The organism is Mesorhizobium sp. J8 (assembly GCF_016591715.1).
Classification (GTDB): Bacteria; Pseudomonadota; Alphaproteobacteria; order Rhizobiales; family Rhizobiaceae; genus Mesorhizobium.
Window position 1 is genome coordinate 6034456 of record NZ_AP024109.1, and the last position, 19996, is coordinate 6054451.

At 64.9% G+C, this 19996-nt stretch carries 22 protein-coding genes and 1 riboswitch; of the genes, 10 read left to right on the forward strand and 12 right to left on the reverse strand.

Annotated elements, in window-relative coordinates:
- The first annotated feature begins 32 nt into the window (after positions 1–32).
- Positions 33–761, forward strand: coding sequence for a YdcF family protein (locus tag MJ8_RS28805; protein WP_201411961.1), 729 nt, complete (start codon positions 33–35; stop codon positions 759–761).
- Here the strand turns inward: MJ8_RS28805 and MJ8_RS28810 are convergent.
- On the reverse strand, positions 758–1375 hold the full coding sequence (locus MJ8_RS28810; protein ID WP_201411962.1) for a pyridoxamine 5'-phosphate oxidase family protein: 618 nt from the start codon (positions 1373–1375) through the stop codon (positions 758–760). The two genes, MJ8_RS28805 and MJ8_RS28810, sit on opposite strands and share 4 nt — an antisense overlap.
- Positions 1376–1476: 101 nt before the next feature.
- On the opposite strand from MJ8_RS28810, the gene MJ8_RS28815 reads away from it, so the two are divergent.
- Both MJ8_RS28815 and MJ8_RS28820 read left to right on the forward strand, forming a co-directional pair.
- A complete protein-coding gene (locus MJ8_RS28815) occupies positions 1477–2379 on the forward strand; it encodes a LysR family transcriptional regulator (RefSeq protein ID WP_201411963.1) in 903 nt (300 codons plus the stop codon).
- 78 nt (positions 2380–2457) lie between these two features.
- Positions 2458–3252 carry a lysophospholipid acyltransferase family protein gene (locus MJ8_RS28820; protein ID WP_201411964.1) on the forward strand — a complete coding sequence of 265 codons (795 nt, stop codon included), beginning with the start codon at positions 2458–2460 and terminating at the stop codon, positions 3250–3252.
- 4 nt (positions 3253–3256) lie between these two features.
- Here the strand turns inward: MJ8_RS28820 and MJ8_RS28825 are convergent, their stop codons facing one another.
- From MJ8_RS28825 to MJ8_RS28835, 3 genes are all read right to left on the reverse strand, one after another.
- Positions 3257–3877: a LysE family translocator gene (locus MJ8_RS28825; protein ID WP_201411965.1), complete on the reverse strand. Its 621-nt coding sequence runs from the start codon at positions 3875–3877 to the stop codon at positions 3257–3259.
- Between the two features lie 84 nt (positions 3878–3961).
- Positions 3962–4909 carry an aldo/keto reductase gene (locus MJ8_RS28830; RefSeq protein ID WP_201411966.1) on the reverse strand — a complete coding sequence of 316 codons (948 nt, stop codon included), beginning with the start codon at positions 4907–4909 and terminating at the stop codon, positions 3962–3964.
- 160 nt (positions 4910–5069) lie between these two features.
- Positions 5070–5591, reverse strand: a complete 522-nt coding sequence (locus MJ8_RS28835; RefSeq protein ID WP_201411967.1) for a gamma-glutamylcyclotransferase — start codon at positions 5589–5591, stop codon at positions 5070–5072.
- Positions 5592–5709: 118 nt separating this feature from the next.
- Here MJ8_RS28835 and MJ8_RS28840 point away from each other — a divergent pair, with 118 nt between their 5' ends.
- Together MJ8_RS28840 and MJ8_RS28845 are read left to right on the forward strand one after the other, a co-directional pair.
- On the forward strand, positions 5710–6708 hold the full coding sequence (locus MJ8_RS28840) for a DUF2125 domain-containing protein (protein WP_201411968.1): 999 nt from the start codon (positions 5710–5712) through the stop codon (positions 6706–6708).
- Positions 6709–6715: 7 nt separating this feature from the next.
- Positions 6716–7660: a sugar kinase gene (locus MJ8_RS28845; protein WP_201411969.1), complete on the forward strand. Its 945-nt coding sequence runs from the start codon at positions 6716–6718 to the stop codon at positions 7658–7660.
- A 25-nt stretch (positions 7661–7685) separates the two neighbouring features.
- On the opposite strand, the gene MJ8_RS28850 is transcribed toward MJ8_RS28845, so the two are convergent.
- Together MJ8_RS28850 and hisC are read right to left on the reverse strand one after the other, a co-directional pair.
- Positions 7686–8624, reverse strand: coding sequence for a prephenate/arogenate dehydrogenase family protein (locus tag MJ8_RS28850; protein ID WP_201411970.1), 939 nt, complete (start codon positions 8622–8624; stop codon positions 7686–7688).
- Positions 8625–8631: 7 nt separating this feature from the next.
- On the reverse strand, positions 8632–9735 hold the full coding sequence (gene hisC, locus MJ8_RS28855; RefSeq protein WP_201411971.1) for a histidinol-phosphate transaminase: 1104 nt from the start codon (positions 9733–9735) through the stop codon (positions 8632–8634).
- Between the two features lie 147 nt (positions 9736–9882).
- Positions 9883–9960: riboswitch (SAM riboswitch) on the forward strand.
- 96 nt (positions 9961–10056) lie between these two features.
- On the opposite strand from hisC, the gene metX reads away from it, so the two are divergent.
- Together metX and metW are read left to right on the forward strand one after the other, a co-directional pair.
- The gene (gene metX, locus MJ8_RS28860; protein ID WP_201411972.1) at positions 10057–11226 is read left to right on the forward strand and encodes a homoserine O-acetyltransferase MetX; all 1170 of its coding nucleotides are present in this window, start codon (positions 10057–10059) and stop codon (positions 11224–11226) included.
- Positions 11223–11837: a methionine biosynthesis protein MetW gene (metW, locus tag MJ8_RS28865; protein ID WP_201411973.1), complete on the forward strand. Its 615-nt coding sequence runs from the start codon at positions 11223–11225 to the stop codon at positions 11835–11837. The genes metX and metW overlap by 4 nt, the downstream gene beginning before the upstream one ends.
- Positions 11838–11851: 14 nt before the next feature.
- Here metW and MJ8_RS28870 read toward each other — a convergent pair whose 3' ends face one another.
- Positions 11852–12172 carry a DUF1330 domain-containing protein gene (locus MJ8_RS28870; protein WP_201411974.1) on the reverse strand — a complete coding sequence of 107 codons (321 nt, stop codon included), beginning with the start codon at positions 12170–12172 and terminating at the stop codon, positions 11852–11854.
- 335 nt (positions 12173–12507) lie between these two features.
- On the opposite strand from MJ8_RS28870, the gene MJ8_RS28875 reads away from it, so the two are divergent.
- Positions 12508–13437 carry a glycosyltransferase family 2 protein gene (locus tag MJ8_RS28875; protein ID WP_201411975.1) on the forward strand — a complete coding sequence of 310 codons (930 nt, stop codon included), beginning with the start codon at positions 12508–12510 and terminating at the stop codon, positions 13435–13437.
- A gap of 7 nt (positions 13438–13444) precedes the next feature.
- On the opposite strand, the gene MJ8_RS28880 is transcribed toward MJ8_RS28875, so the two are convergent.
- Complete coding sequence (locus tag MJ8_RS28880) at positions 13445–15286, reverse strand: ABC transporter ATP-binding protein/permease (protein ID WP_201411976.1); 1842 nt, start codon at positions 15284–15286, stop codon at positions 13445–13447.
- Positions 15287–15403: 117 nt separating this feature from the next.
- Positions 15404–16180 (reverse strand): class I SAM-dependent methyltransferase, encoded by a 777-nt coding sequence (locus MJ8_RS28885; protein WP_201411977.1) that lies wholly within the window; start codon positions 16178–16180, stop codon positions 15404–15406.
- Between the two features lie 134 nt (positions 16181–16314).
- Between MJ8_RS28885 and gloB the strand changes: the two genes are divergently transcribed.
- Positions 16315–17082: a hydroxyacylglutathione hydrolase gene (gene gloB / locus MJ8_RS28890; protein WP_201411978.1), complete on the forward strand. Its 768-nt coding sequence runs from the start codon at positions 16315–16317 to the stop codon at positions 17080–17082.
- 65 nt (positions 17083–17147) lie between these two features.
- Positions 17148–17576, forward strand: a complete 429-nt coding sequence (locus tag MJ8_RS28895; RefSeq protein ID WP_201411979.1) for a cupin domain-containing protein — start codon at positions 17148–17150, stop codon at positions 17574–17576.
- On the opposite strand, the gene MJ8_RS28900 is transcribed toward MJ8_RS28895, so the two are convergent.
- From MJ8_RS28900 to MJ8_RS28910, 3 genes are read right to left on the reverse strand one after another with little or no spacing between them, the layout of a single operon-like run.
- Positions 17573–18244 carry a lysoplasmalogenase gene (locus MJ8_RS28900; protein ID WP_201411980.1) on the reverse strand — a complete coding sequence of 224 codons (672 nt, stop codon included), beginning with the start codon at positions 18242–18244 and terminating at the stop codon, positions 17573–17575. The two genes, MJ8_RS28895 and MJ8_RS28900, sit on opposite strands and share 4 nt — an antisense overlap.
- Positions 18241–19128: a DMT family transporter gene (locus MJ8_RS28905; protein ID WP_201411981.1), complete on the reverse strand. Its 888-nt coding sequence runs from the start codon at positions 19126–19128 to the stop codon at positions 18241–18243. The genes MJ8_RS28900 and MJ8_RS28905 overlap by 4 nt, the downstream gene beginning before the upstream one ends.
- Before the next feature lie 33 nt (positions 19129–19161).
- Positions 19162–19953 carry a DUF3108 domain-containing protein gene (locus MJ8_RS28910; protein WP_201411982.1) on the reverse strand — a complete coding sequence of 264 codons (792 nt, stop codon included), beginning with the start codon at positions 19951–19953 and terminating at the stop codon, positions 19162–19164.
- Between the last annotated feature and the right edge of the window lie 43 nt (positions 19954–19996).

Here is a 19996-nt window from a genome sequence, read left to right on the forward strand (position 1 = left end):
AACCATGGGATGCTTTCAGGATTAACCTGGGGATGATGGAAGCGCGGGATTCGATCGATACGGTTGGACGGATGCCGGCGATGCGCGTGCGCAGCGCTGCCCCCGCCTCGCTTGGTCGTCTGCGGCTCGCTTTGCGCGTCTGCGGTTTCGCGGTTCTCGCCGCGCTGGTGCTTTTTGCCGGCGGCTTCGGCTGGTTCGCCGACAAGGTCAGCCACATGACGACCCCGCTCAACCCGGCCAGAGCCGACGCCATCATCGTGCTCACCGGCGGACAGTCGCGGCTCGACGCGGCGATGGACCTGCTGGCCTCCGGCAAGGGCGAACGCTTGCTGATCAGCGGCGTCCATCCCTCGGCCACTAGGCGCCAGTTGCAGGCGGCGATGGGCGGCGACAAGCAGCTCTTCTCCTGCTGCGTCGATATCGACCGCGCCGCACTCGATACCATCGGCAATGCCGAGGAAAGCGCCAAATGGGTGGAGAACCACGCCTATGGCAGCATCATCATCGTCACCAACAACTACCACATGCCACGCAGCCTGCTCGAGATGGGCCGGCTGTTGCATGGCGCGCGCCTCGAACCCTATCCGGTGGTCAACACCAATCTCGGCAATGGCGGCTGGCTGACCAAGCCGGAGGCGCTGCGCGTGCTGCTCACCGAATACAGCAAATATGTGCTGTCGCTGGCGCGCGGCTTCCTGCCGCTGCGCGCGACGCCCGAGGGCGTCACGCTGGCGGAAGCATCGACCGTGGTGAAGAACTAAAGCCTGGCCGCACCATCGCGCAGGCGGGCATTCTCCTGCTCCAGGCCGGCGATGCGCCGGTCGCGCTCGGCAAGCGCCGCTGCGACATCCGCCGCCTCGAAACGTTGCGGAATGTGTTGCGGGCAATTGGCATCCCAGGCCGTGACGGTGAACAGGATCGCCTGCTCCGGCCGGGCTTTGTAGTCCGCCGGCATCAGCCTCGCCGTCAGCTCCGTGTCATTTTCGACGACCCGCGCCCTGCCCCAGATCTTGATGCGCTGCCTGAGCATGTAGTCGATCAGGAACAGGAAGGCCTGGTCGTTGTCTTCGAGATTGCCCTGGGTGATGAACTGCCGGTTCCCGGAAAAATCCGCGAAGCCGATCACGTGCTCGTCCAGCACCTTGAGGAAGCCGGCCGGCCCGCCGCGATGCTGGATGTAGGGCTGGCCCTCGGCATTTGCGGTCGCCAGGAACACGCTGGTCTGCGCCGCGATAAAGGCGGCGAGATCCGGCGTGATCGTTGCCCGCCAGCCGCCGCGCTGCTCGACGCGCGCATAGGAGTCTCGCGACCCCTTGCGGGACTGGATGGCCTTCACGGTTGGCGTGAAGGCGACGTCGCTGGTGGATTCACTCATATGGGCGCTCCTCGGATAGGATCGCACGTCAAATAGCCCCTTCCGAAAACCGGATGTAGAGCGCATATTCGCAATCCATCTTTCCAAATTTCGGAAGAATAGTGGATCGCCTCGACGCCATGTCCTTGTTTGTCGCCACGGTGGAGGCCGGCAGCCTTTCCGCCGCTGCCAGGCGCGCTGGTGTGCCGCTGGCCACCGTCAGCAGAAAGCTCTCCGACCTGGAGAAGCACTTGGGGACGCGCCTGCTCAACCGCTCGACGCGCCGCCTGGCGCTGAGCGATGCCGGCCGGTCTTATCTCGCCGCCTGCCGCCGCATCCTCGACGAGGTCAGCGAGGCCGAACGCATGGCGGCCGGCGAATACTCCAGCCCGACCGGCGAGCTGGTCATCACCGCGCCGGTCGTCTTCGGCCGCCTGCATGTGCTGCCGGTGATCACCGGCTTTCTCGCCGTCTATCCGCAAGTGGACGTCCGCCTGACCTTGTCCGACCGGATCACCCAGCTGGTCGAGGAGCATATCGATCTTGCCGTGCGCATCGGCGAGCTGCCGGATTCGACCATGGTCGCGACTCGCGTCGGCTCGATCCGCCGCATCGTCTGCGCAAGCCCGGCCTACCTCGCCTTGCACGGCACGCCGATGAAACCGCCGGAACTGGCGGGCCACAACTGCGTCACCTTCGAAGGCCTCGCCTCGCCTGCCACGTGGAACTTCGGCGCCAGCAAGACCGAGACCACAATCCCGGTCCGCTCGCGCCTGCAGGTCAACACAGCCGAGGCGGCGATCGATGCCGCGATCGCCGGCCTTGGCCTGACGAAAGTGCTGTCTTACCAGGCCGACGACGCCGTGCGCGCTGGCGCGCTGCGGGTGGTGCTGGAGCCGTTCGAGCCGCCGCCTTGGCCGGTGAGCCTCGTCCATGCCGGTCAGGGCCGGCTGCCGGTGAAGCTGCGGGCCTTCCTCGATTTCGCCGCGCCGCGCCTGAAGGAGCGGCTGGCCAGATCGCTTTAACGTTGCGTCCATGCGGCGGCGTTTCCTTTTTGCCGCCGCTTGGTGTAACCAACGCACACTTCCTCACGGGCCCCTTGCATGCTCATTATCCGCTCGCTGGCGTTCAACTTCGTTTTCTATCTCAGCCTGATCGTCCAGATGATCTTCTGGACGCCTTTCTATTTCCTGTCGCCGCGCCACCGCGCCTGGTTCGTGCCGAAATTCTGGTCGCGCACCTCAATGTGGCTCTATGACAAGATCGCCGCGACCAAGAGCGAGATCACCGGCGTCGAGAACCTGCCGCAAGGGTCCTTCATCCTGGCGCCGAAGCACCAGTCCTTCTGGGACGCGATCGCCTTCTTCCCCTATCTCGACGACGCGCTCTACATCCTGAAGCGCGAGCTGACCTGGATCCCCTTCTTCGGCTGGTACATCATGAAGATGCGCATGATACCGGTCGACCGCGGCAGCCGCTCGAAAGCGCTGAAGGCGGTCGTTGTCGCGACCAGGCAGGAGATGAACCGTAATCCGCGCCAGCTCATCATCTATCCCGAAGGCACGCGCCGCCCGCCGGGCGCCGAGCCCTCCTACAAATACGGCATCGTCGAGATCTATTCGCAACTGGGCGTGCCGGTGGTCCCGGTCGCCCATGTCGCCGGCCTCTATTGGCCGCGCCGGAAGTTCCTGCGCTATCCCGGCACCATCAAGGCCCGCTTCCTGCCGCCAATCCCGCCAGGGCTCGGCAAGGAGGAATTCATGCGGCGGCTGATCGGCGAGACCGAAGCTGCTTGCGACGAGTTGCTGGTCGAGGCCGCGCGGGCGCCGAACCCGCCGCCCATGCCGCCGACCGCGGTCAAGCGGCTGGCGGAGCTCGGCGTAACTGCCAAGAGCTGATCGATTATCGCGGCATTGCCAGCAGGGTCGTCAGCACCAGCATCGCTGCAAACGCCAGATTGATGATTCGCGACGCCAGCGGATGGCGCAGGAAGCGCGCGAAGGCCGTTCCCGCGAGCAGCCAGACCACATGGATGGCGACGATCATCGCGGCAAGCACCAGCAGCCTGGTGGAGACGCCGAGCGGCTCGGCCTGCGACGCGGCGCCGGCAAAGACGGCGGCGATCGCCACATAGGCCTTCGGATTGGCGACGGCGAGCATGAAGCCGCCGGTGAATGTCGGACGTGCCGCTTGCCTTCCGCCTTCGGCCAGCGGCGGTGCCGTCGCAATCTTGAAAGCGAGATAAAGGATATAGGAGACCGATAGGATCGTCAGCGCCTTGGCCAGCCCGGGCATCGAAGCAAGCATACCGACGATGCCGGCCGCCACGACCACGAGCACGGCGATCGTTCCAAGCACAAGTCCTGACGCGTAACTCAGCGAGGAACGCAGTCCGAAAGCCGCGCCGACGGCGGTCACGCTGATAGTCGATGGCCCTGGGCTGCCCATGACGACGGTCGCAGCCACGATGAGCGCCAGCACTTGCTGCCAAGGCTGCGCTCCAGTCAGAACACTACCAGCCATGCCGAACCCTCCACCTGCCGTGATACGGCAGGACTTACGAAGGATCGACATGACCGTCTTGAACGATCGTGCGGGGCGCCCGCCTCAGGCGCTGGCCCGGTCCAGCGCCGCGATATCGTCGGCCGAAAGCTTGAGTGAAGCAGCGCGGATCAGGCTGTCCATCTGGGCCGGCGTGGTGGCGCTGGCGATCGGGGCGGTGATGCCCGGCCGCGCGATGATCCAGGCCAGCGCCACTTCCGCCTGCTTGGCTGAATGGCGCTCGGCCACGGCATCGAGCGCGGCAAGGATGCGCATGCCGCGCTCGTTGAGGTAGCCGGCGACGCCCTCGCCGCGCGCGCTTTGGCCGAGATCGGCCTTGCTGCGGTATTTGCCGCTCAGAAATCCCTTGGCCAGGCTGAAATAGGTGATAACGCCGATGTCCTCGGCTTTGCAGAGGTCGAGCAGCGGTCCGTCGAGCGACGAGCGATCGTACAAATTGTACTCAGGCTGCAGCACCTCGTAACGCGGCAGGCTGCGCAGGCTGGCGACGTCGAGCGCCGCGCGCAACTGCCCGGCATCGAGATTGGAGCAGCCGGGGTAGCGGATCTTGCCCTTTTCGAGCAGCCGCTGATAGGCGCCGAGCGTTTCCTCGTAAGGCGTGGTCGGATCAGGCCAATGCGACAGATAGAGGTCGATGACATCGACCTGCAGCCGCTTCAGCGAAGCGTCCACCGCCTTTTCGATGTAGGCGGCGGAGAGGTCCTTCTTGCCTTGCCCCATGTCGGAGCCGACCTTGGTGATGACGATCACCTGATCGCGGTTGCCGCGGCTCTTCATCCAGTTGCCGATGATGGTTTCCGATTCGCCGCCCTTGTTGCCGGGGACCCAGCGCGAATAGGAATCGGCCGTATCGATGGCGTTCAGGCCCGCGCCGACGAACCGGTCGAGCAGGTCGAAAGAGGTTTTCTCGTCGGCGGTCCAGCCGAAGACGTTGCCGCCCAGGACCAGCGGCGCGATGGAAAGGTCGGTGCGACCGAGACGACGTTTCTGCAAGATTGATCTCCGTTGTGCCGGAACGGGCCTGATGCCCAGGGATGGGATGCCGCTAAGCTAGGTCGTGGCCTGCCGAGGTCAAAGGCATGGTTTTGCTTTTTGATCGGACCAGGGCAATTCAGGTGCGTCGCGGGTTGTATCCGGAATTGCTTGAAGCCGCTCACGAAGGCGCGATCTGTCGGCCCACCTCTTCCAGCCAATGATCGCGGATGCCGAGCGCCTTGAGGTGCTCCAGCGTGCTCAGCACATAATCCTCGTTGTTGCCGGACCGGCCGACGGCGCCGCGAACGAGTTCCGCTGCGTGATCGGCATCGAGCGCGCCGGCATATTGCTCATGCTGCCGGTCGACGATGTAGGCGACCGCCTCGACCGAACTGCCGTCATTCAGTCGGATGTCCAGCATGCGTTCGAGATAGACGCTGGTCACCAGCTCACGCTCGCGCAGGTACGAAAGCACCTCGTCGCGCAGATTGCCCGGGACACGATAAGCGAGGCCGATGCACGAGCCGCCCCGGTCGAGACCGAGCACGAGGCCCGGCCGCGCCCGGGTGCCGCGATGCACGAAGGAATAGACGCAAAGCGACCGGCGATAGCCGTAGAGCCGGGCACGGCGCGTCTCGACATGGGCAAATCCGGGCCGCCAGATCAGCGACCCATAGCCAAAAACCCAAAAATCGCCCATATCGCCAAGCCTGATCGCATTCGAGTGAACGATACCGCACCGCCAAGGTGCCTCTTCTGTCCCCCGCTTGTTTGCGTATTGGTAAACGCCCGCTCGCCGGGTTAACGAGAGCCGCAGCATGACGTCAAGTGAAGAGCGATCGCCCAAACCCCGCCGCTGGCTGTTCTGGCTCGCCTCGTTCATCGTCGTGCTATTCGCCATCTACAGCGGCGGCTGGTTCTATCTCGCCGGCAGGCTCAAGACCGAAGCCGACCAGGCGGTGGCGCGGCTGGGCAGCAAGGGAATCGCCGCCGGATGCGCCAATCTCACCGTCAGCGGCTATCCGATGAGCTTCACGGTCTCCTGCGACAACATCGCCTATGAGGATGACGCCCGGAAGGTCGCGGCCTCCACCGGAAGCTTCAACGCCGTCGCCGGGATCACCGGCCCCTTGTCCCCGGTCGCCGATCTGCGCGGGCCGCTGAGGACGATGGCGCCCGGCATGCCGCCGCTATGGATCGACTGGGACCAGTTGCAGGCCAATATCAAGGTATGGTGGCCGCTGCCGCGGAGCGTCTCGCTGCGGGCCGACGGCCTTAACGGTCAGACCGATCCGCAGGACGACACGGATCCGATGCAATTGTTCAGCGCCGGCAAGGCGGCCGGCCAGTTGCAGCCGGTCGGCCAGGACATCAATTATGTCGGCAGCTTCGGCGATCTGGAGATCAACGCGGATGCTATCGACGGTCGCGTGCTGCCTGCGCTGGACGGCAGCGGTGACGTAACGCTGAAGAACGGCGTGGCGCTGATTGCCGCGCCCCCGAAAAGCCTACGCGGCCAGTCGATCGAGATTGCCAGGCTCGACCTGTCGTCGGGCACGGCGCGCGTCACCGTGTCCGGTCCGGTTTCGGTCGATGCGGAAGGGCTAATCGATGGGGACCTGACGATCAAGCTCAAGGATCCGAAAGCGGTGGCTTCTATCCTTGCCGGCGCCGTCCCCGAGCATAAAAGCGAAATCGAGCAGGGATTTGCCGCCCTGGCGATGCTCGGAAAGGAACCGTCGATGCCGCTGAAGATCGTCAAAGGCAAGGCCTCGCTCGGCTTCATTCCGCTCGGCAAGATCAAGCCTCTCGAGTAACGCGGCGATGGCGAAGCCGGTCAGACTGCTCAGCGTCGGCGCCTTCACCCTCGACACCATCCTTCGCGTCGAGACGCTGCCGGCGCATCAGGGCAAATTCATCGCCGGCGACGGCGTTCAGATCGCCTCCGGCATGGCGACGAGCGCCGCCTGCGCCGCGCATCGCCTCGGCGCCGAGGTCTCGCTTTGGGCAAGCGCGGGTGACGATCCGGTCGGCGACCAACTGATCGCCGACATCGAGGCCGAAGGCGTCGACTGCAGCCTTATCCGCCGCGTCCCTGGCGCGCGATCGGCGCTGGCCGCCATCGTTGTGGATGCGCATGGCGAGCGCATCATCGTCCCCTTCTACGACAAAAAGGCGCAAGCCGATCCCGAGGCGCTGCCGCTTGCCGACCTCTCCGGCTTCGACGCCGTGCTGGTGGATGTCCGCTGGCCGGGCGCCGCGGCGCTTGCTTTGAGCGCAGCCAGATCGATCGGCCGCCCGGCGATCCTGGACGCCGACACTGCACCCGTCGAAGTCCTGGAACGGCTCTTGCCGTTGGCTTCGCATATCGTTGCCTCGGAGCCCGCGGCGCGCATCGTCTGCGGCCACGCGCTGGACCCCGAAAGCGCCTGCGCCGACCTTGCATCGCGCACCGACGCCTTCGTCGCGGTGACCGGCGGCGCGGCCGGCACCTGGTGGCATGACCGAACGACTGGGCGCGTGCGCCATATCGAGGCGCCGAAGGTCAAGGCGGTCGATACGCTCGCCGCCGGCGACGTCTTCCACGGCGCTTTTGCCGTCGGCCTCGCCGAGGCCATGCCGATGGAGGAAGCCCTGCGCTTTGCCAGCGCCGCCGCCGCGCTCAAATGCCTGCGCTTCGGCGGCCGTCTGGGCGCGCCGGACAGGACCGAGACGCTGGCCATGATGGCGGCGCATTGGCCGCCAGTCCGAGAAGGCAAGGGGAGTTGAGATTCAGGTCAGGCCGAGTCGAATATCAGTTGCCTTTGGCCGGATGCTCGACGGCCTGCCGGCCGAAATCCGGCACATCGATATCCTGGCCGGCCTCGATGATCGAGCGGCGGATGGCGCGGGTGCGGGTGAAGAGGTCGAAGAGCTTCTCGCCGTCGCCCCAGCGGATCGCCCGCTGCAGCGAGGCCAGATCCTCCGAGAACCGCGCCAGCATCTCCAGGATCGCATCCTTGTTGTGCAGGCACACATCCCGCCACATGGTCGGATCGGAGGCGGCAAGGCGGGTGAAGTCGCGAAAACCGGAGGCGGAGTATTTGATGACCTCGCTCTTGGTCACCGCTTCCAGGTCGTCCGCCGTGCCGACGATGTTGTAGGCGATGATATGCGGCAGATGCGAAACGATCGCGAGCGTCATGTCGTGATGCTGCGGGTCCATCGTGTCGATGTTGGAGCCGCAACGCCGCCAGAATTCCGAAAGCTTTTCGAGCGCGGCGGGATCGGTGCCCGGCAGCGGCGTGAAGATGCACCAGCGGTTCTCGAAGAGATCGGCGAAGCCGGCATCGGGTCCGGACTTTTCCGTGCCGGCCAGCGGATGTCCGGGGATGAAATGCACGCCCTCCGGCACATGCGGCTGCATTTGCGCGATCACCGAGGCCTTGGTCGAGCCGACATCGGTGAGGATGGCGCCCTTCTTCAGCGCCGGCGCGATCTCGGCCGCGACCTCGCCGGACGAGCCGACCGGCACCGAGACGATGACGAGATCGGCGTCGCGCACCGCTTCTTTTGCATCCGTCGAGTAGGAATCGCCGAGACCGAGCTCCTCGGCGCGCTTCAGCGTCGAGGCGCTGCGCGTCGCGATGGCGATGTGCCTGGCAAGCCCTTCGCGGCAGATGACGCGGGCGAGCGACGAGCCGATCAGGCCGATGCCGACCAGCGCTATTTTCTCGAACATCGGTGATGCCATGGGTGTTCTAGCTTTTCAGGAAGGTCTTGAGCGCATCGACGACGCCGCGATTGGCTTCCTCGGTGCCGACGCTCATGCGCAGCGCGTTGGGGAAGCCGTAGCCGGTGACGCGGCGCAGGATGTAACCGCGGGCGCTCAGATAATCGTCCGCGGCCGCCGCCGAATGCTTCTGGTCGTCGGGAAAATGGATCAGCACGAAATTGCCGACGCTGGGCGTGACGCGCAGGCCGAGTCCGGTCAGCTCGGCGCTGAGCCAGGCCAGCCATTTCTCGTTATGCGCCACGCTGCGCTCGATATGGGCGCGGTCGCGGATCGCGGCGATGCCGGCCTCGATCGCGGTGGCGTTGACGTTGAACGGGCCGCGGATGCGGTTGATCGCATCGACGATATGCGCCGGCCCGTACATCCAGCCGATGCGGGCGCCGCCGAGGCCGAGCTTGGAGAAGGTGCGGGTCATCACCACGTTCTCGGAGCTGCCGGCGAGCTCGATGCCGGCTTCGTAGTCGTTGCGCCGTACATATTCGGCATAGGCGGCGTCGAGCACCAGGAGCACGTTCTTCGGCAATGCCGCGTGCAGCCGGCGCACTTCCTGGAACGGCACATAGGTGCCGGTCGGATTGTTGGGATTGGCGAGGAACACGATCCTCGTCTTGGGCGTCACCGCGGCAAGGATCGCGTCGACATCGGCGCGCTCGTCGGTTTCCTTCACCGCGACCGGCTTGGCGCCGGCCGCCTGGATGTAGATCTTGTAGACCATGAAGGCGTGTTCGGTGAACACGGCCTCGTCGCCCGGCGCGAGATAGGTCTGCGCCAGGAGCCCCAGGATCTCGTCGGAGCCGTTGGAGCAAATGATGTTCGCCGGATTGAGCCCATGCACATCGGCGATCGCCTCGCGCAACCGCCGTGCCGTGCCGTCGGGATAGACGTCGAGCTTCGCCGCAACCTCGCGCGCGGCCTCGATCGCCTTCGGCGAGGGTCCCAGCGGATTTTCGTTCGACGACAGCTTGTAGACCTTCGTCACGCCGGCCGGGGCAGTGCTTTTTCCCGGTACATAGGCCTCGATGTCCATGATGCCCGCGCGGGGCGTCGGACGGGGCTGATCCTGCTTCATGTCACAAATCCGTCGAGAAGGCCTTCAAGGCCGCAGCGGAAATACAGGCCACGGGCTGGAATGTCGAGTGCCGCCGCTTGGCGTAAGCGGGCCGCCCGCCAGCAGGCTACCCGTTGACGAAGCGCGGCGCTGGTCCTAGAAGGACTGCCAGACTTCCGTGGTGATTTGGCCGGTCGGCTTGCAGCCACGTTAAACAACTTGCTAAAGGGCCGTTTGCAACCTGTAACCGGCTTTGCGACGGCAAGCCGGTTTTTTGTTGTCCGCTCCCGGCCGGACACCGCATCGGGACAAGACCGATGCGGCACAGGATTGAGGACGGACATGGCCGCTCAGCGCGCTGCAAGAACCAAGGACGAGGTCGACCATCCGTCGAGCCCGGTGCTGCAGTTTGGCCCCGACAAGCCGCTGAAGCTCGACGCGGGCACGCTGCTTTCTCCTTTCCAGATCGCTTACCAGACCTACGGCAGCTTGAACGACGCGCGCTCCAACGCCATCCTCGTCTGCCACGCGCTGACCGGCGACCAGCACGTCGCCAACACCAATCCGGTGACCGGCAAGCCGGGCTGGTGGGAGGTGCTGATCGGTCCCGGCAAGATCATCGACACCAACCGCTTCTTCGTGATCTGCTCCAATGTCGTGGGCGGTTGCCTCGGCTCGACCGGCCCGGCCTCGACCAACCCGGCGACCGGCAAGCCCTATGGGCTCGACCTGCCGATCATCACCATCCGCGACATGGTGCGCGCGCAGGCGATGCTCATCGATCATTTCGGCATCGAAAAGCTGTTTTGCGTGCTTGGCGGCTCGATGGGCGGCATGCAGGTGCTGGAATGGGCAGCAAGCTATCCGGAGCGGGTCTTCTCGGCGCTACCGATCGCCACCGGCGCCCGCCATTCCTCGCAGAACATCGCCTTCCATGAGGTCGGCCGGCAGGCCGTCATGGCCGATCCGGACTGGCATGGCGGCAAATATCTCGATTTCGGCAAGCGGCCGGAAAAGGGGCTGGCCGTCGCGCGCATGGCCGCCCACATCACCTATCTTTCGGAAGCCGCGCTTCACCGCAAGTTCGGCCGTAATTTGCAGGACCGCGAGGCGCTCACCTTCGGCTTCGACGCCGATTTCCAGATCGAGAGCTATCTGCGCCACCAGGGCATGACTTTCGTCGACCGCTTTGACGCCAATTCCTACCTCTATCTGACCCGCGCGATGGATTACTTCGATCTTGCCGCCGATCACGGCGGGCGCCTCGCTGACGCCTTCGCCGGCACCAGGACGCGCTTTTGCCTGGTCTCCTTCACCAGCGACTGGCTGTTCCCGACCGAGGAGAGCCGCTCGATCGTGCATGCCTTGAACGCGGCGGGCGCTTCCGTCTCCTTCGTCGAGATCGAGACCGATCGCGGCCATGACGCCTTCCTGCTCGACGAACCGGAACTGTTCGCGGCCATCAACGGCTTCATCGCCTCGGCGGCTCGCGCCAGGGGGCTCAGCCTATGAGCGTCAATCGCGCCCAGCGTGTCGACCTCGAAGTCGTCACCGACCTCATTCCGGCCAATTCGCGCGTCCTCGATGTCGGCTCCGGCGACGGCGTGCTCCTGGAACTGTTGCAGGAGACCAAACAGGTCGACGGCCGCGGGCTGGAACTGTCGCAGCGCGGCGTCAACGAATGCGTGGCGCGCGGGCTATCGGTCATCCAGGGCGACGCCGACACGGATCTGAAATTCTACGCCGACAAGGGCTTCGACTTCGTCGTGCTCTCGCAGACGCTGCAGGCGACGCGTAACCCGAAGATCGTGCTCGACGAGCTGCTTCGGATCGGCAACCGCGCCATCGTCTCCTTCCCCAATTTCGGTCACTGGCGCGTGCGCTTTTCGCTGCTGATCAAAGGCAGGATGCCGGTCACCAAGGATCTGCCCTATTCCTGGTACGACACGCCCAACATCCACTTCTGCACCATCCGCGACTTCGTCAATTTGTGCGAGGAGCTTGGCGCGACCGTCGAAAAGGCGACCGCGCTCGACGCCAACGGCCAGAAGATCGGCCTGTCGATGCCATGGTGGTTCTGGAACTTCTTCGGCCAGCAGGCGGTGTTCTTGCTGAAGCGCTGACGCTCGATGCGCCCTCATCCAAGCACATCCGTAGCCTTGTGCGGATGCTCGACGCCGTCGACAAAGATCACGTCCGACTGCGAATTCTCGGTGCGTAGCGAAAGGATCGCCTGATAGGCCGGCGAATTGTACCAGTCCCGTACATGCTGCCTGTCCGGGAACTCGATGACGATCAGGTGCCCTGGCCAGTTGTTCTCGACAAGCTCGACATCGCCGCCATGGACAAGGAAACGTCCGCCGAACGGCGCCAGCGTGGCGTCTATCTTCTCAAGATATTCGATCATCCAGGGACCCGGCGTGACTTGGCGCATATGGGCAACGGCGTAGGCGGTCATGGTGCTGCTCCTTGATGGGTCGAAGCCGATCACCCGGCCTCGTCGGGATCACCATGCGGGAACCAGCTAGTCCGGTCGATTACCTCGGGCGTCATAGGGACAAAGCCGTCGCTGGGACCTGCTGGCGGACCATCCAATCAAGGCTGAGGCCGATTGTGTTGCCATCAAACCGCAATGTTGCGGAAAAGCCACCAGTTTTTGGGCATTTCCAGGCCGGCCTGGCGTGACACAAAGGTGGCTTTTTTGTAGCGTCGGCCGCAAATCACAGGTGGGACAAGAACATAGCCATCAAACCCATCCGACACACGGAAGAAACGACCGGTAGTGGCAGCCCGATGTCGAGCGAAGACATTCCGCTGATTACGGTGATCACGCCGACCCACAATCGGCGCAGCCAGGTCGTGCGCGCGGTGGAAAGCGTTCTGGCGCAGACACTTACCCGCTTCGAGCATATTGTCGTCGACGACGGTTCGACCGACGGAACGGCCGCCGCGCTCGCCGAAATCCGCGACCCGAGGCTGATCTATGTCGGCGCCAAATGGCGCGGCGCCAACGCCGCGCGCAATGCGGGCATAGAGCGCGCGCGGGCACCGGTCGTGACGTTCCTCGATTCGGACGATGTCTATCTGCCCGACCGGCTGGAGCGGACGCTGGCGCGCTTCGACGCGAACCCTTCGCTCGAGGTCCTCATCAGCTCCTTCGTGTCGCTGAAGGGCAGCCGCAGCACCAAATGCATTAACCGCGAGGCCTTCCTCGACAAGGGCACGCTGCAGCGCGCCCTGGTCTCGCAGACCATCTTCATCGCCGGCTCGGCGATCACCGCCAGGCACGAATCGCTGCTCGCGATCGGCGGCTATGACAGCGACATCACGCGCATGCAGGATCGCGAGCTTCTGCTGCGCTTTGCCCGCCGCGGCGGCGCCCAGTTGTCCGAGGACATCGACTGGAAGAAGTACAATTCGGAGAACTCGATCTCCGGCCGGCGCGACGGCTATGTTGCGGCCTATGCCAACCTGATCGACAAGCACCCCTATATCGCCGACCGCTACCCCGACGTCCCGCCCTACATGATCGCCCGCCAGATCATCGCCGACACGTTGCAGGGGCGGCTGCAGCAGGCCTTTTCCGGCTACCTCGCCAATCGCTCGTCCAAGGCGCTCGGCTATTCGCTGCCGCAGCTCCTGCGCGGCTATGTCGTCGGCCGCCGCTGGCGCCGCGATTGTTATGACGAGTTCCGCGCCAAATACGGCGCCCGGGCGGTCTGAGCGGCTTCTAAACTTCGGTGGTTTCCTTCTTGCGGCGCGGCGCCGCGGGCGGCGGCTCGATCGCCCCTGCCCTGACGCGCGCGGGTTTCAGCGCCGGCGAGCCGGAATCCTTGACGATATTCAGCGAGCGCGGAAAAAACTGGTTGTTGTGCTGACCGCGCCCGATATTGACGATCGCGGTTTCGGGCAGACGCTTCTGCAGCATGGCCAGCACCCGCCGTAGCGTCGGGCCGTCGAACGCGTCGAGCGCTTCGTCGATGATCACCCATTTCGGCTTGCGCAAGGCGAGCCTGGCGAAAGCCAGCGCCCGTTGCTCGTCATCGCCGAGCTCGCGTTCCCACCGCCCGGGATGGTCAATGATGGTCGCCAGCCGATCGAGGCCGACCTCGCCAAGCACCGCCGCGATCTCGGCATCGCTGGCCGGGGCCTTGCCGTTCGGATGGTCGAGGACCTCGCGCAACGTGCCGGCCGGGAAATACGGCACGCGGGGCACGAAGATGGGAGTCTCGCCTGCAGGCAGGCCGATCCGGCCGCTCCCCCACGGCCACAGGCCGGCAATGGCGCGGAAGAACAATGTCTTGCCGGCGCCCGGCTCGCCGGTGATCATGACGCGCTCTCCGGGGCGGATTTCGACATCCGTCTGGGCAAGCTTGGTGCAGCCTTCCGGCGAAGCCACTTCGAGCTTTTCGAAGGTCAGGCTGCCATTGGCGTTTTCGACGAACTGGATGCGCTTTTCCGTGTCGTGCAGCGCATCGGTCTCGGTGAGCGCGATCCGGAAATCGGCCACGCGCATCAGCGTCGCGCGCCAGTCGGCGATGCTGCCGATGTTGTTGATGAACCAGCGCAGCGACGAATGGACCTGGTTGAACGCGCCTACCGCCATCATCAATCCGCCGAACGAGATGTCGCCCGAGAAATACACCGGCGAAGCCACCAGGATGGGCGCCACGACCGTTATCCAGCCATAGGTGTCGGTCACCCAGGCCAGGTTGATCTGCGCGGTGAAGATGCGCCGCATGGCGCCCAGCACCGTGCCGAGGTCGAGCTCCAGCCGGCGCCGGGCGTCGGGCTCGCCATGGTAAAGCGCGATCGCATCGACATTCTCGTTGACCCGCACCATGGAGGAGCGCAGTTCCGCTTCGCGGGTATAGCGCTCGCTGTTGAGGCCGATCAGCGGACGTCCGACCAGCCAGCTCAGCCAGGAGGCGATGCCGGCATAGAAGAAGGCCGCCCAGACCATGTAGCCCGGTATCGCCAATGAATAGTCGCCGATGTGGAAGACGAAGCCGGAAGAAAGCTCCCACAGCACGCCTATGAAGGAGACGAGCAGGATGAAGGACTGCAGCAGTCCGACGCCGAGATCCGTCGACAGATCCGACAAATGGGCCGCATCCTGCTGCATGCGCTGGTCGGGATTGACGCCGATGGCGCCGGCATTGGCAAGCCGGAAGGCCCGCGCCGGACGCATCCATTGATCGATCAGGTCGAGCGTCAGGGCCTCGCGCAACCGCAACCGGATCATCTGGTTGAGCCAGGTCTGGCCGATATTGAGCACCAGAAGTCCGCCGGCGATCATCGCAAAGACCAGAAGCTGGTGTAGGAAATCCGCCATGTCGCGCCGGGCCAGCGCATCGTAGAAAGGCTGGTTCCAGCGGTTGAGCAGGACCTGTCCGATCGAGGTGGCGACGATGACCGCGACGATGCCGATGGAGACCCACGCAAGTTGCCTGCGCACTGGCGAGGTTTTCAGCCCCAGCTTGATCGTCGCCATCTGGTCGGCGAGGCTGCTTGCCTCGACCGAGACGGCGGGTTTTTGCGGGCCCGGCTTTTTATCGGTCTGGTCGTCCATGAAGGATATTCCTGGTTTCCGCCGCGGTCATCATTACCGCGCCGAGCGAAGCATGGTTGGATCGGGCACGTCTCAGATAGGGTGATGATCGCTGCGCGATGCAAGGCGCGGCGGCGATCACGAACGCGTCACTTGGCCAGGCGCGCCGTCGCTCGCGTGCCGGCCAAGCCGCGTTGCCCCCTGTGGCGAGAAGACCGGAACGAAGACACGGCGAGAGGCGCGCTGCGCGACTGGCACGCCCTGATAGAGCCGTTTCTGTGCTTCGACGACGATCACGCCGGAAAAGATCGGCCAGAACCGCCGGCCAGCCTTCTCCAGCACATTGTGGAACCGCATCATGAAACGCCGCGGCGACGGCGGGAAGAACAGCGCATCGCTCCACGTCGCCGGCGTGAAGTTCGCCTCGCGCAGCAATTCGGTCAGTTGGCCGCGCGAGAACGGCCGGCCGTTGCCGAAGGGCGTGTGCTCGAAGCGCGCCCACACGCCGCGCCGGTTGGGCACGACGATGACCACCCTGCCCGCCGGCGACAGCACGCGCCAGATCTCGTTCAGCGTCTCGCGCGGATTTTCGGCATGTTCGAGCGAATGCACCAGGAGCACGCGGTCGATGCAGGAATCGACCAGCGGCAGTTCCTCGTCAAACACCAGTGCCGTCGCCGCCGGCCCGGTCGCCGGCCACACCACCGCGCCCTGCGTCGCCGGCATAAAGGCGAAGACACGCTCGGCATCGGTGCCGAAGCGCTCCAGCCATGGCAGCGTGTAGCCGAGGCCGACCAACCGCTCGTTGGGCACCGTTGCCCATATGGACGACAGCGCCATGGTGATCGAATGCTCGGCCAGTTGGCCGAGCGTGGACGAGTAGAAGGAGCGCAGATCGACGATATCCGAATGCATGCGCGGGACGGTAGCCGTGAAGCCAGCCAAGTTCAACAAAGGCGGCCGGCTCAACGAACGCGCCAGTCTCGACAAACCTGGATGACATCGGCACGCGTCCGCCCTATGTCTGCGACGACAAAGGGAGACATGCGATGCCGGTCGAAATCGAGCAGTTCATGTGCCGCACCGACAATTTCGGCGTGCTGGTCCACGATCCGAAGAGCGGTGAGACGGCGATCGTCGACGCGCCGGAAGAGGCGCCGATCCTGGCGGCGATCAAGCGCACAGGCTGGACGCCGACATTGATCCTCACCACGCATCATCATGCCGACCATGTCGAAGCCAATCTGGCGCTGAAGGAGCGCTTCAAACTGCGCATCGTCGGCCCGGAGGCCGAGAAGGCGAAGATTCCCGGCATCGACGATACGGTGAAACAGGGCTCGGTCGTGCGCCTTGGCGAGGAAAGGATCGAGGTCATCGAGACGCCCGGCCATACCGCCGGCCATGTCTCCTATTATTTGCCGGCCTCCAAGGTGGCCTTCACCGCCGACACGCTGTTTGCGCTGGGTTGCGGCCGGCTGTTCGAATGCAAACCGCCGGTCATGTATGAGTCGCTGAAGAAGCTGGCGGCGCTGCCGGCGCAAACCACCATCTATTGCGGCCACGAATACACCTTGGCCAATGCCCGTTTCGCCGTGACGGTCGATCCGAGCAATCCGGCGCTGAAGCAGCGCGCGGCAAGGATCGAGGCGCTGCGCGCGGACAACAAGCCGACGCTGCCGACCACCATCGGCGAGGAATTGTCGACCAACCCGTTCCTGCGCTGGCACGACCCGGCGATCCGCAAGCATCTCGGCATGGAGAAAGCCTCGGATGCCGAAGTTTTCGCCGAAATCCGCAAGCGCAAGGATAATTTCTGATGCCTGCCCCCAAAACCGCGCAGCGATTTTTGGGATAACGACATCGATCAAGACAAAGAATGCGAATGACCGCCAGCGCCGCCGAGATCATCGCAATGCTGGGCTTGAAGCCGCATCCCGAGGGCGGCTGGTATGCCGAGACGTTTCGGGACGCCGCGGGCGGCCCGCGCGGCCATTCGACGGCGATCTATTTCCTGCTCGAGCAGGGCCAGCTTTCGGCCTGGCACCGGGTCAAGGACGCCACCGAGGTCTGGCATTTCTACGCGGGCGCGCCGCTGGCGCTGTCGATGCACGGGGAAGGCGCGGGCGCCGTCATCGAGCAGGTGCTTGGCACGGCTCTTGCCGCGGGCGAGCGGCCGCAGATCGTGGTGCCGGCCGGCTGGTGGCAATCGGCGCGCAGCTTAGGCGAATGGACCCTGGTCGGCTGCACCGTGGCGCCGGGCTTCGATTTTGCCGCCTTCGAACTGGCCGAGCCGGGCTGGCAGCCGGTCTAGGCGAGTAGAAATCCCAGCGTGATGGCCAACTGGGCCGCGTAATAAAGGACCCAGACCGCGTAACGCATCCACACGCGGCGCGGTGAAATCGCCGCGAGCAGGAAGCGCTCGGCCGCCAGCAGCCCGTCCGAGGCGATGAACAGCACCGCGCCGGCAATGACCCAAGCCTTGTCCGTGGTGAGCGCCGAAATACCCATGGCGAGGATCGCCGCGACATAGACGGCGACCGGGATGCGCAGCTGCGGACCGACGCGGCGCCACAGCGCGGCAAGCATGGCAATGCTGAATGCGGCCATGGCCAGGGCGGTCGCGCCCCGCCAGGATTGGGCGCTCAACAGTTGGAGCCCGCCGCCCGCCTGCGCGAACAGCGCGACATAGGCGATGTGGCCGGCGAGAAAGCTCGTCAGCCCGCCAAGAAAAGCCTTTTCGCCGTCGCGCGACAGGAAGGCGTCGCCGGCGGCGCTCAATCCCAGCGCTGCGACGAGCAGCAGCGGACCGCCCTGCATGGCGGCAAGCACGGCCAGCAAAGCCACGGCAAGCGTCTTTGCCGCCGTGCGCGTCCATTTCGGCGGCATGTCGAGCGCAAAGAGGTAGATCACGGTCGCGACGAACGAGAACAAAAGCGTCGCGTTGGCGTTGGCCTCGATGCCGCCAGGGAACGGCATCATGCGTTGACCTCTTTTGCGGCCGGCTTGCGCATCAGCAGCGACTTCGCCGCGAGCGCGGCGCCGCCGGTGATAAGCACGCAGGCCGCCAAAATGCGCAGCGACGGCTCGGCGACGCCGGCGGCGATCAGCACCAGCGTCGACAACAGCGGCGCCGCATAGCTCGCGGCGCCCAGCACCTGGATGTTGCCGCGCTTGACGCCGATGTCCCAGGCGTAGAAGGCCGCGCCGACCGGCATCAGGCCAAGTCCGATGACGGCAAGCCACTGTCCAGGGCCGTCCGGCAGCACCGTCTTCTCAAGCAGAAGATGGCAGATCAGCGACAACACTGACGTCGCCGCGCAGAACCAGGTGACGATCGAGGTCGGCACCGACGGGAAACGCCGTGACAGAAGCGAATAGGAAGACCACAGCAGCGCGCACACGGCGGCCATCGCATAGCCGAAGGCATAGCGCGCATCGAAAGCCAGACCACCGCCCTTGGTGACGATCATGACGGTGCCGGCGAGGCCGAGCAGCACGCCGACGACATGGTTCCAGGCGAGCCGCTCTCCCGGCATCAGAGCCGAGCCGAGCACGATCAGCAGCGGCCACAGATAGGCGATCAGGCTCGCCTCGACCGCCGGCGCATTGCGCAGCGCCGTGAAGTAGAAGAAGTGGTAGCCGAACAGGCCGGCTATGCCGATCACCCAGACCTGGCCAGGGATCTTCTGGCTTTTGTCGGCGGCCGGCATCACCAGACGCGCCGCCAGCCCGACGCAGGTGCCGATGGCGAAGGTAATGGCCGACAGCAGGAACGGCGGCACCTGCCCCGAGGCGTCGGTGAGCAGCGCCAGCAACGCCCACATGGCGACCGCCGAAAACCCGATCAGTGTTGCGCGCCCCATAGCTCCCCCCGCCGGCGCGCGGCGGCGCCTGATCTAATTTACCGCTTCGAATCTTCCGGCGCTGATGGTCAGCGGACCGATCTGGGTCCCGACCGTGGCGCGGATCGGCGCATATACGCCGGATTGGCCGACCGGCGCAAACGTCACCAGCATGCGGCTCTTGTTCTTGAGGAAGTTCAGCGCCTTGCGGCCCTTGCGGTAGCCCGCCACCGGCTCGAAGCCCATCTTGCAGGTCACCGTGTCACCCTTGTAGCCGGGTACCGAAATCGACCCCTTGGAGGCATAGGTCAAGGTCAGATCGGCGCGCATTTCGCCGTCATAGAACTTGACCGTGCGTCCGCAGACCTTGTCCAGGCTGTCGGCATGGATGACGGTAGCGGCCATCGGATCGAGCACCGATTTCAGGTCTCCGCTGCCGATCGGCACCCAGCTCTTCGGATCGCGCTTGCCCGGAGCGGGAACGACTTGCGTGGAGGTGACCGCCCCGTTGCTGAAGCGTATGTCGACCATCGAGGCCTTCTTGCCGGACGTATAGTCGGCCCTGAACACCTGCGGGATCATCCGCTTGTCGGAAATGGTGCCTTTCGATGAAATCGTGCCTTTCGTGTCGTCGAACAGCCTGCCGAGCCCGGCGGCGGAGACCGTGCCGTTGATGGCATAGGTATCGCCCTCGTAGCGGCTGGAAAAGGTCGCCCTGGCGATCGAAAGGCCGAGATAGGACACCGTGTATTCGCCCTTGAAGGATTGCGGGGCGGTGGCGGCGAAGCTTGCTGCCGGCGCGGCAAGGGCAAGCAGGGCGGCGAATGCGTGAGACGGACGGAACATGGCAGCTGGCAAATCCCTGGCGGTTCGGCCGGAACACAGCGGC

Coding starts and splice junctions, on each gene's coding strand:
- MJ8_RS28805 (WP_201411961.1), top strand. CDS start 33: ATGATGGAAGCGCGGGATTCGATCGATACGGTTGGACGGATGCCGGCG.
- MJ8_RS28810 (WP_201411962.1), bottom strand. CDS start 1,375: ATGAGTGAATCCACCAGCGACGTCGCCTTCACGCCAACCGTGAAGGCC.
- MJ8_RS28820 (WP_201411964.1), top strand. CDS start 2,458: ATGCTCATTATCCGCTCGCTGGCGTTCAACTTCGTTTTCTATCTCAGC.
- MJ8_RS28825 (WP_201411965.1), bottom strand. CDS start 3,877: ATGGCTGGTAGTGTTCTGACTGGAGCGCAGCCTTGGCAGCAAGTGCTG.
- MJ8_RS28835 (WP_201411967.1), bottom strand. CDS start 5,591: ATGGGCGATTTTTGGGTTTTTGGCTATGGGTCGCTGATCTGGCGGCCC.
- MJ8_RS28840 (WP_201411968.1), top strand. CDS start 5,710: ATGACGTCAAGTGAAGAGCGATCGCCCAAACCCCGCCGCTGGCTGTTC.
- MJ8_RS28845 (WP_201411969.1), top strand. CDS start 6,716: ATGGCGAAGCCGGTCAGACTGCTCAGCGTCGGCGCCTTCACCCTCGAC.
- MJ8_RS28850 (WP_201411970.1), bottom strand. CDS start 8,624: ATGGCATCACCGATGTTCGAGAAAATAGCGCTGGTCGGCATCGGCCTG.
- hisC (WP_201411971.1), bottom strand. CDS start 9,735: ATGAAGCAGGATCAGCCCCGTCCGACGCCCCGCGCGGGCATCATGGAC.
- metX (WP_201411972.1), top strand. CDS start 10,057: ATGGCCGCTCAGCGCGCTGCAAGAACCAAGGACGAGGTCGACCATCCG.
- metW (WP_201411973.1), top strand. CDS start 11,223: ATGAGCGTCAATCGCGCCCAGCGTGTCGACCTCGAAGTCGTCACCGAC.
- MJ8_RS28870 (WP_201411974.1), bottom strand. CDS start 12,172: ATGACCGCCTACGCCGTTGCCCATATGCGCCAAGTCACGCCGGGTCCC.
- MJ8_RS28875 (WP_201411975.1), top strand. CDS start 12,508: ATGTCGAGCGAAGACATTCCGCTGATTACGGTGATCACGCCGACCCAC.
- MJ8_RS28880 (WP_201411976.1), bottom strand. CDS start 15,286: ATGGACGACCAGACCGATAAAAAGCCGGGCCCGCAAAAACCCGCCGTC.
- MJ8_RS28885 (WP_201411977.1), bottom strand. CDS start 16,180: ATGCATTCGGATATCGTCGATCTGCGCTCCTTCTACTCGTCCACGCTC.
- gloB (WP_201411978.1), top strand. CDS start 16,315: ATGCCGGTCGAAATCGAGCAGTTCATGTGCCGCACCGACAATTTCGGC.
- MJ8_RS28895 (WP_201411979.1), top strand. CDS start 17,148: ATGACCGCCAGCGCCGCCGAGATCATCGCAATGCTGGGCTTGAAGCCG.
- MJ8_RS28900 (WP_201411980.1), bottom strand. CDS start 18,244: ATGATGCCGTTCCCTGGCGGCATCGAGGCCAACGCCAACGCGACGCTT.
- MJ8_RS28905 (WP_201411981.1), bottom strand. CDS start 19,128: ATGGGGCGCGCAACACTGATCGGGTTTTCGGCGGTCGCCATGTGGGCG.
- MJ8_RS28910 (WP_201411982.1), bottom strand. CDS start 19,953: ATGTTCCGTCCGTCTCACGCATTCGCCGCCCTGCTTGCCCTTGCCGCG.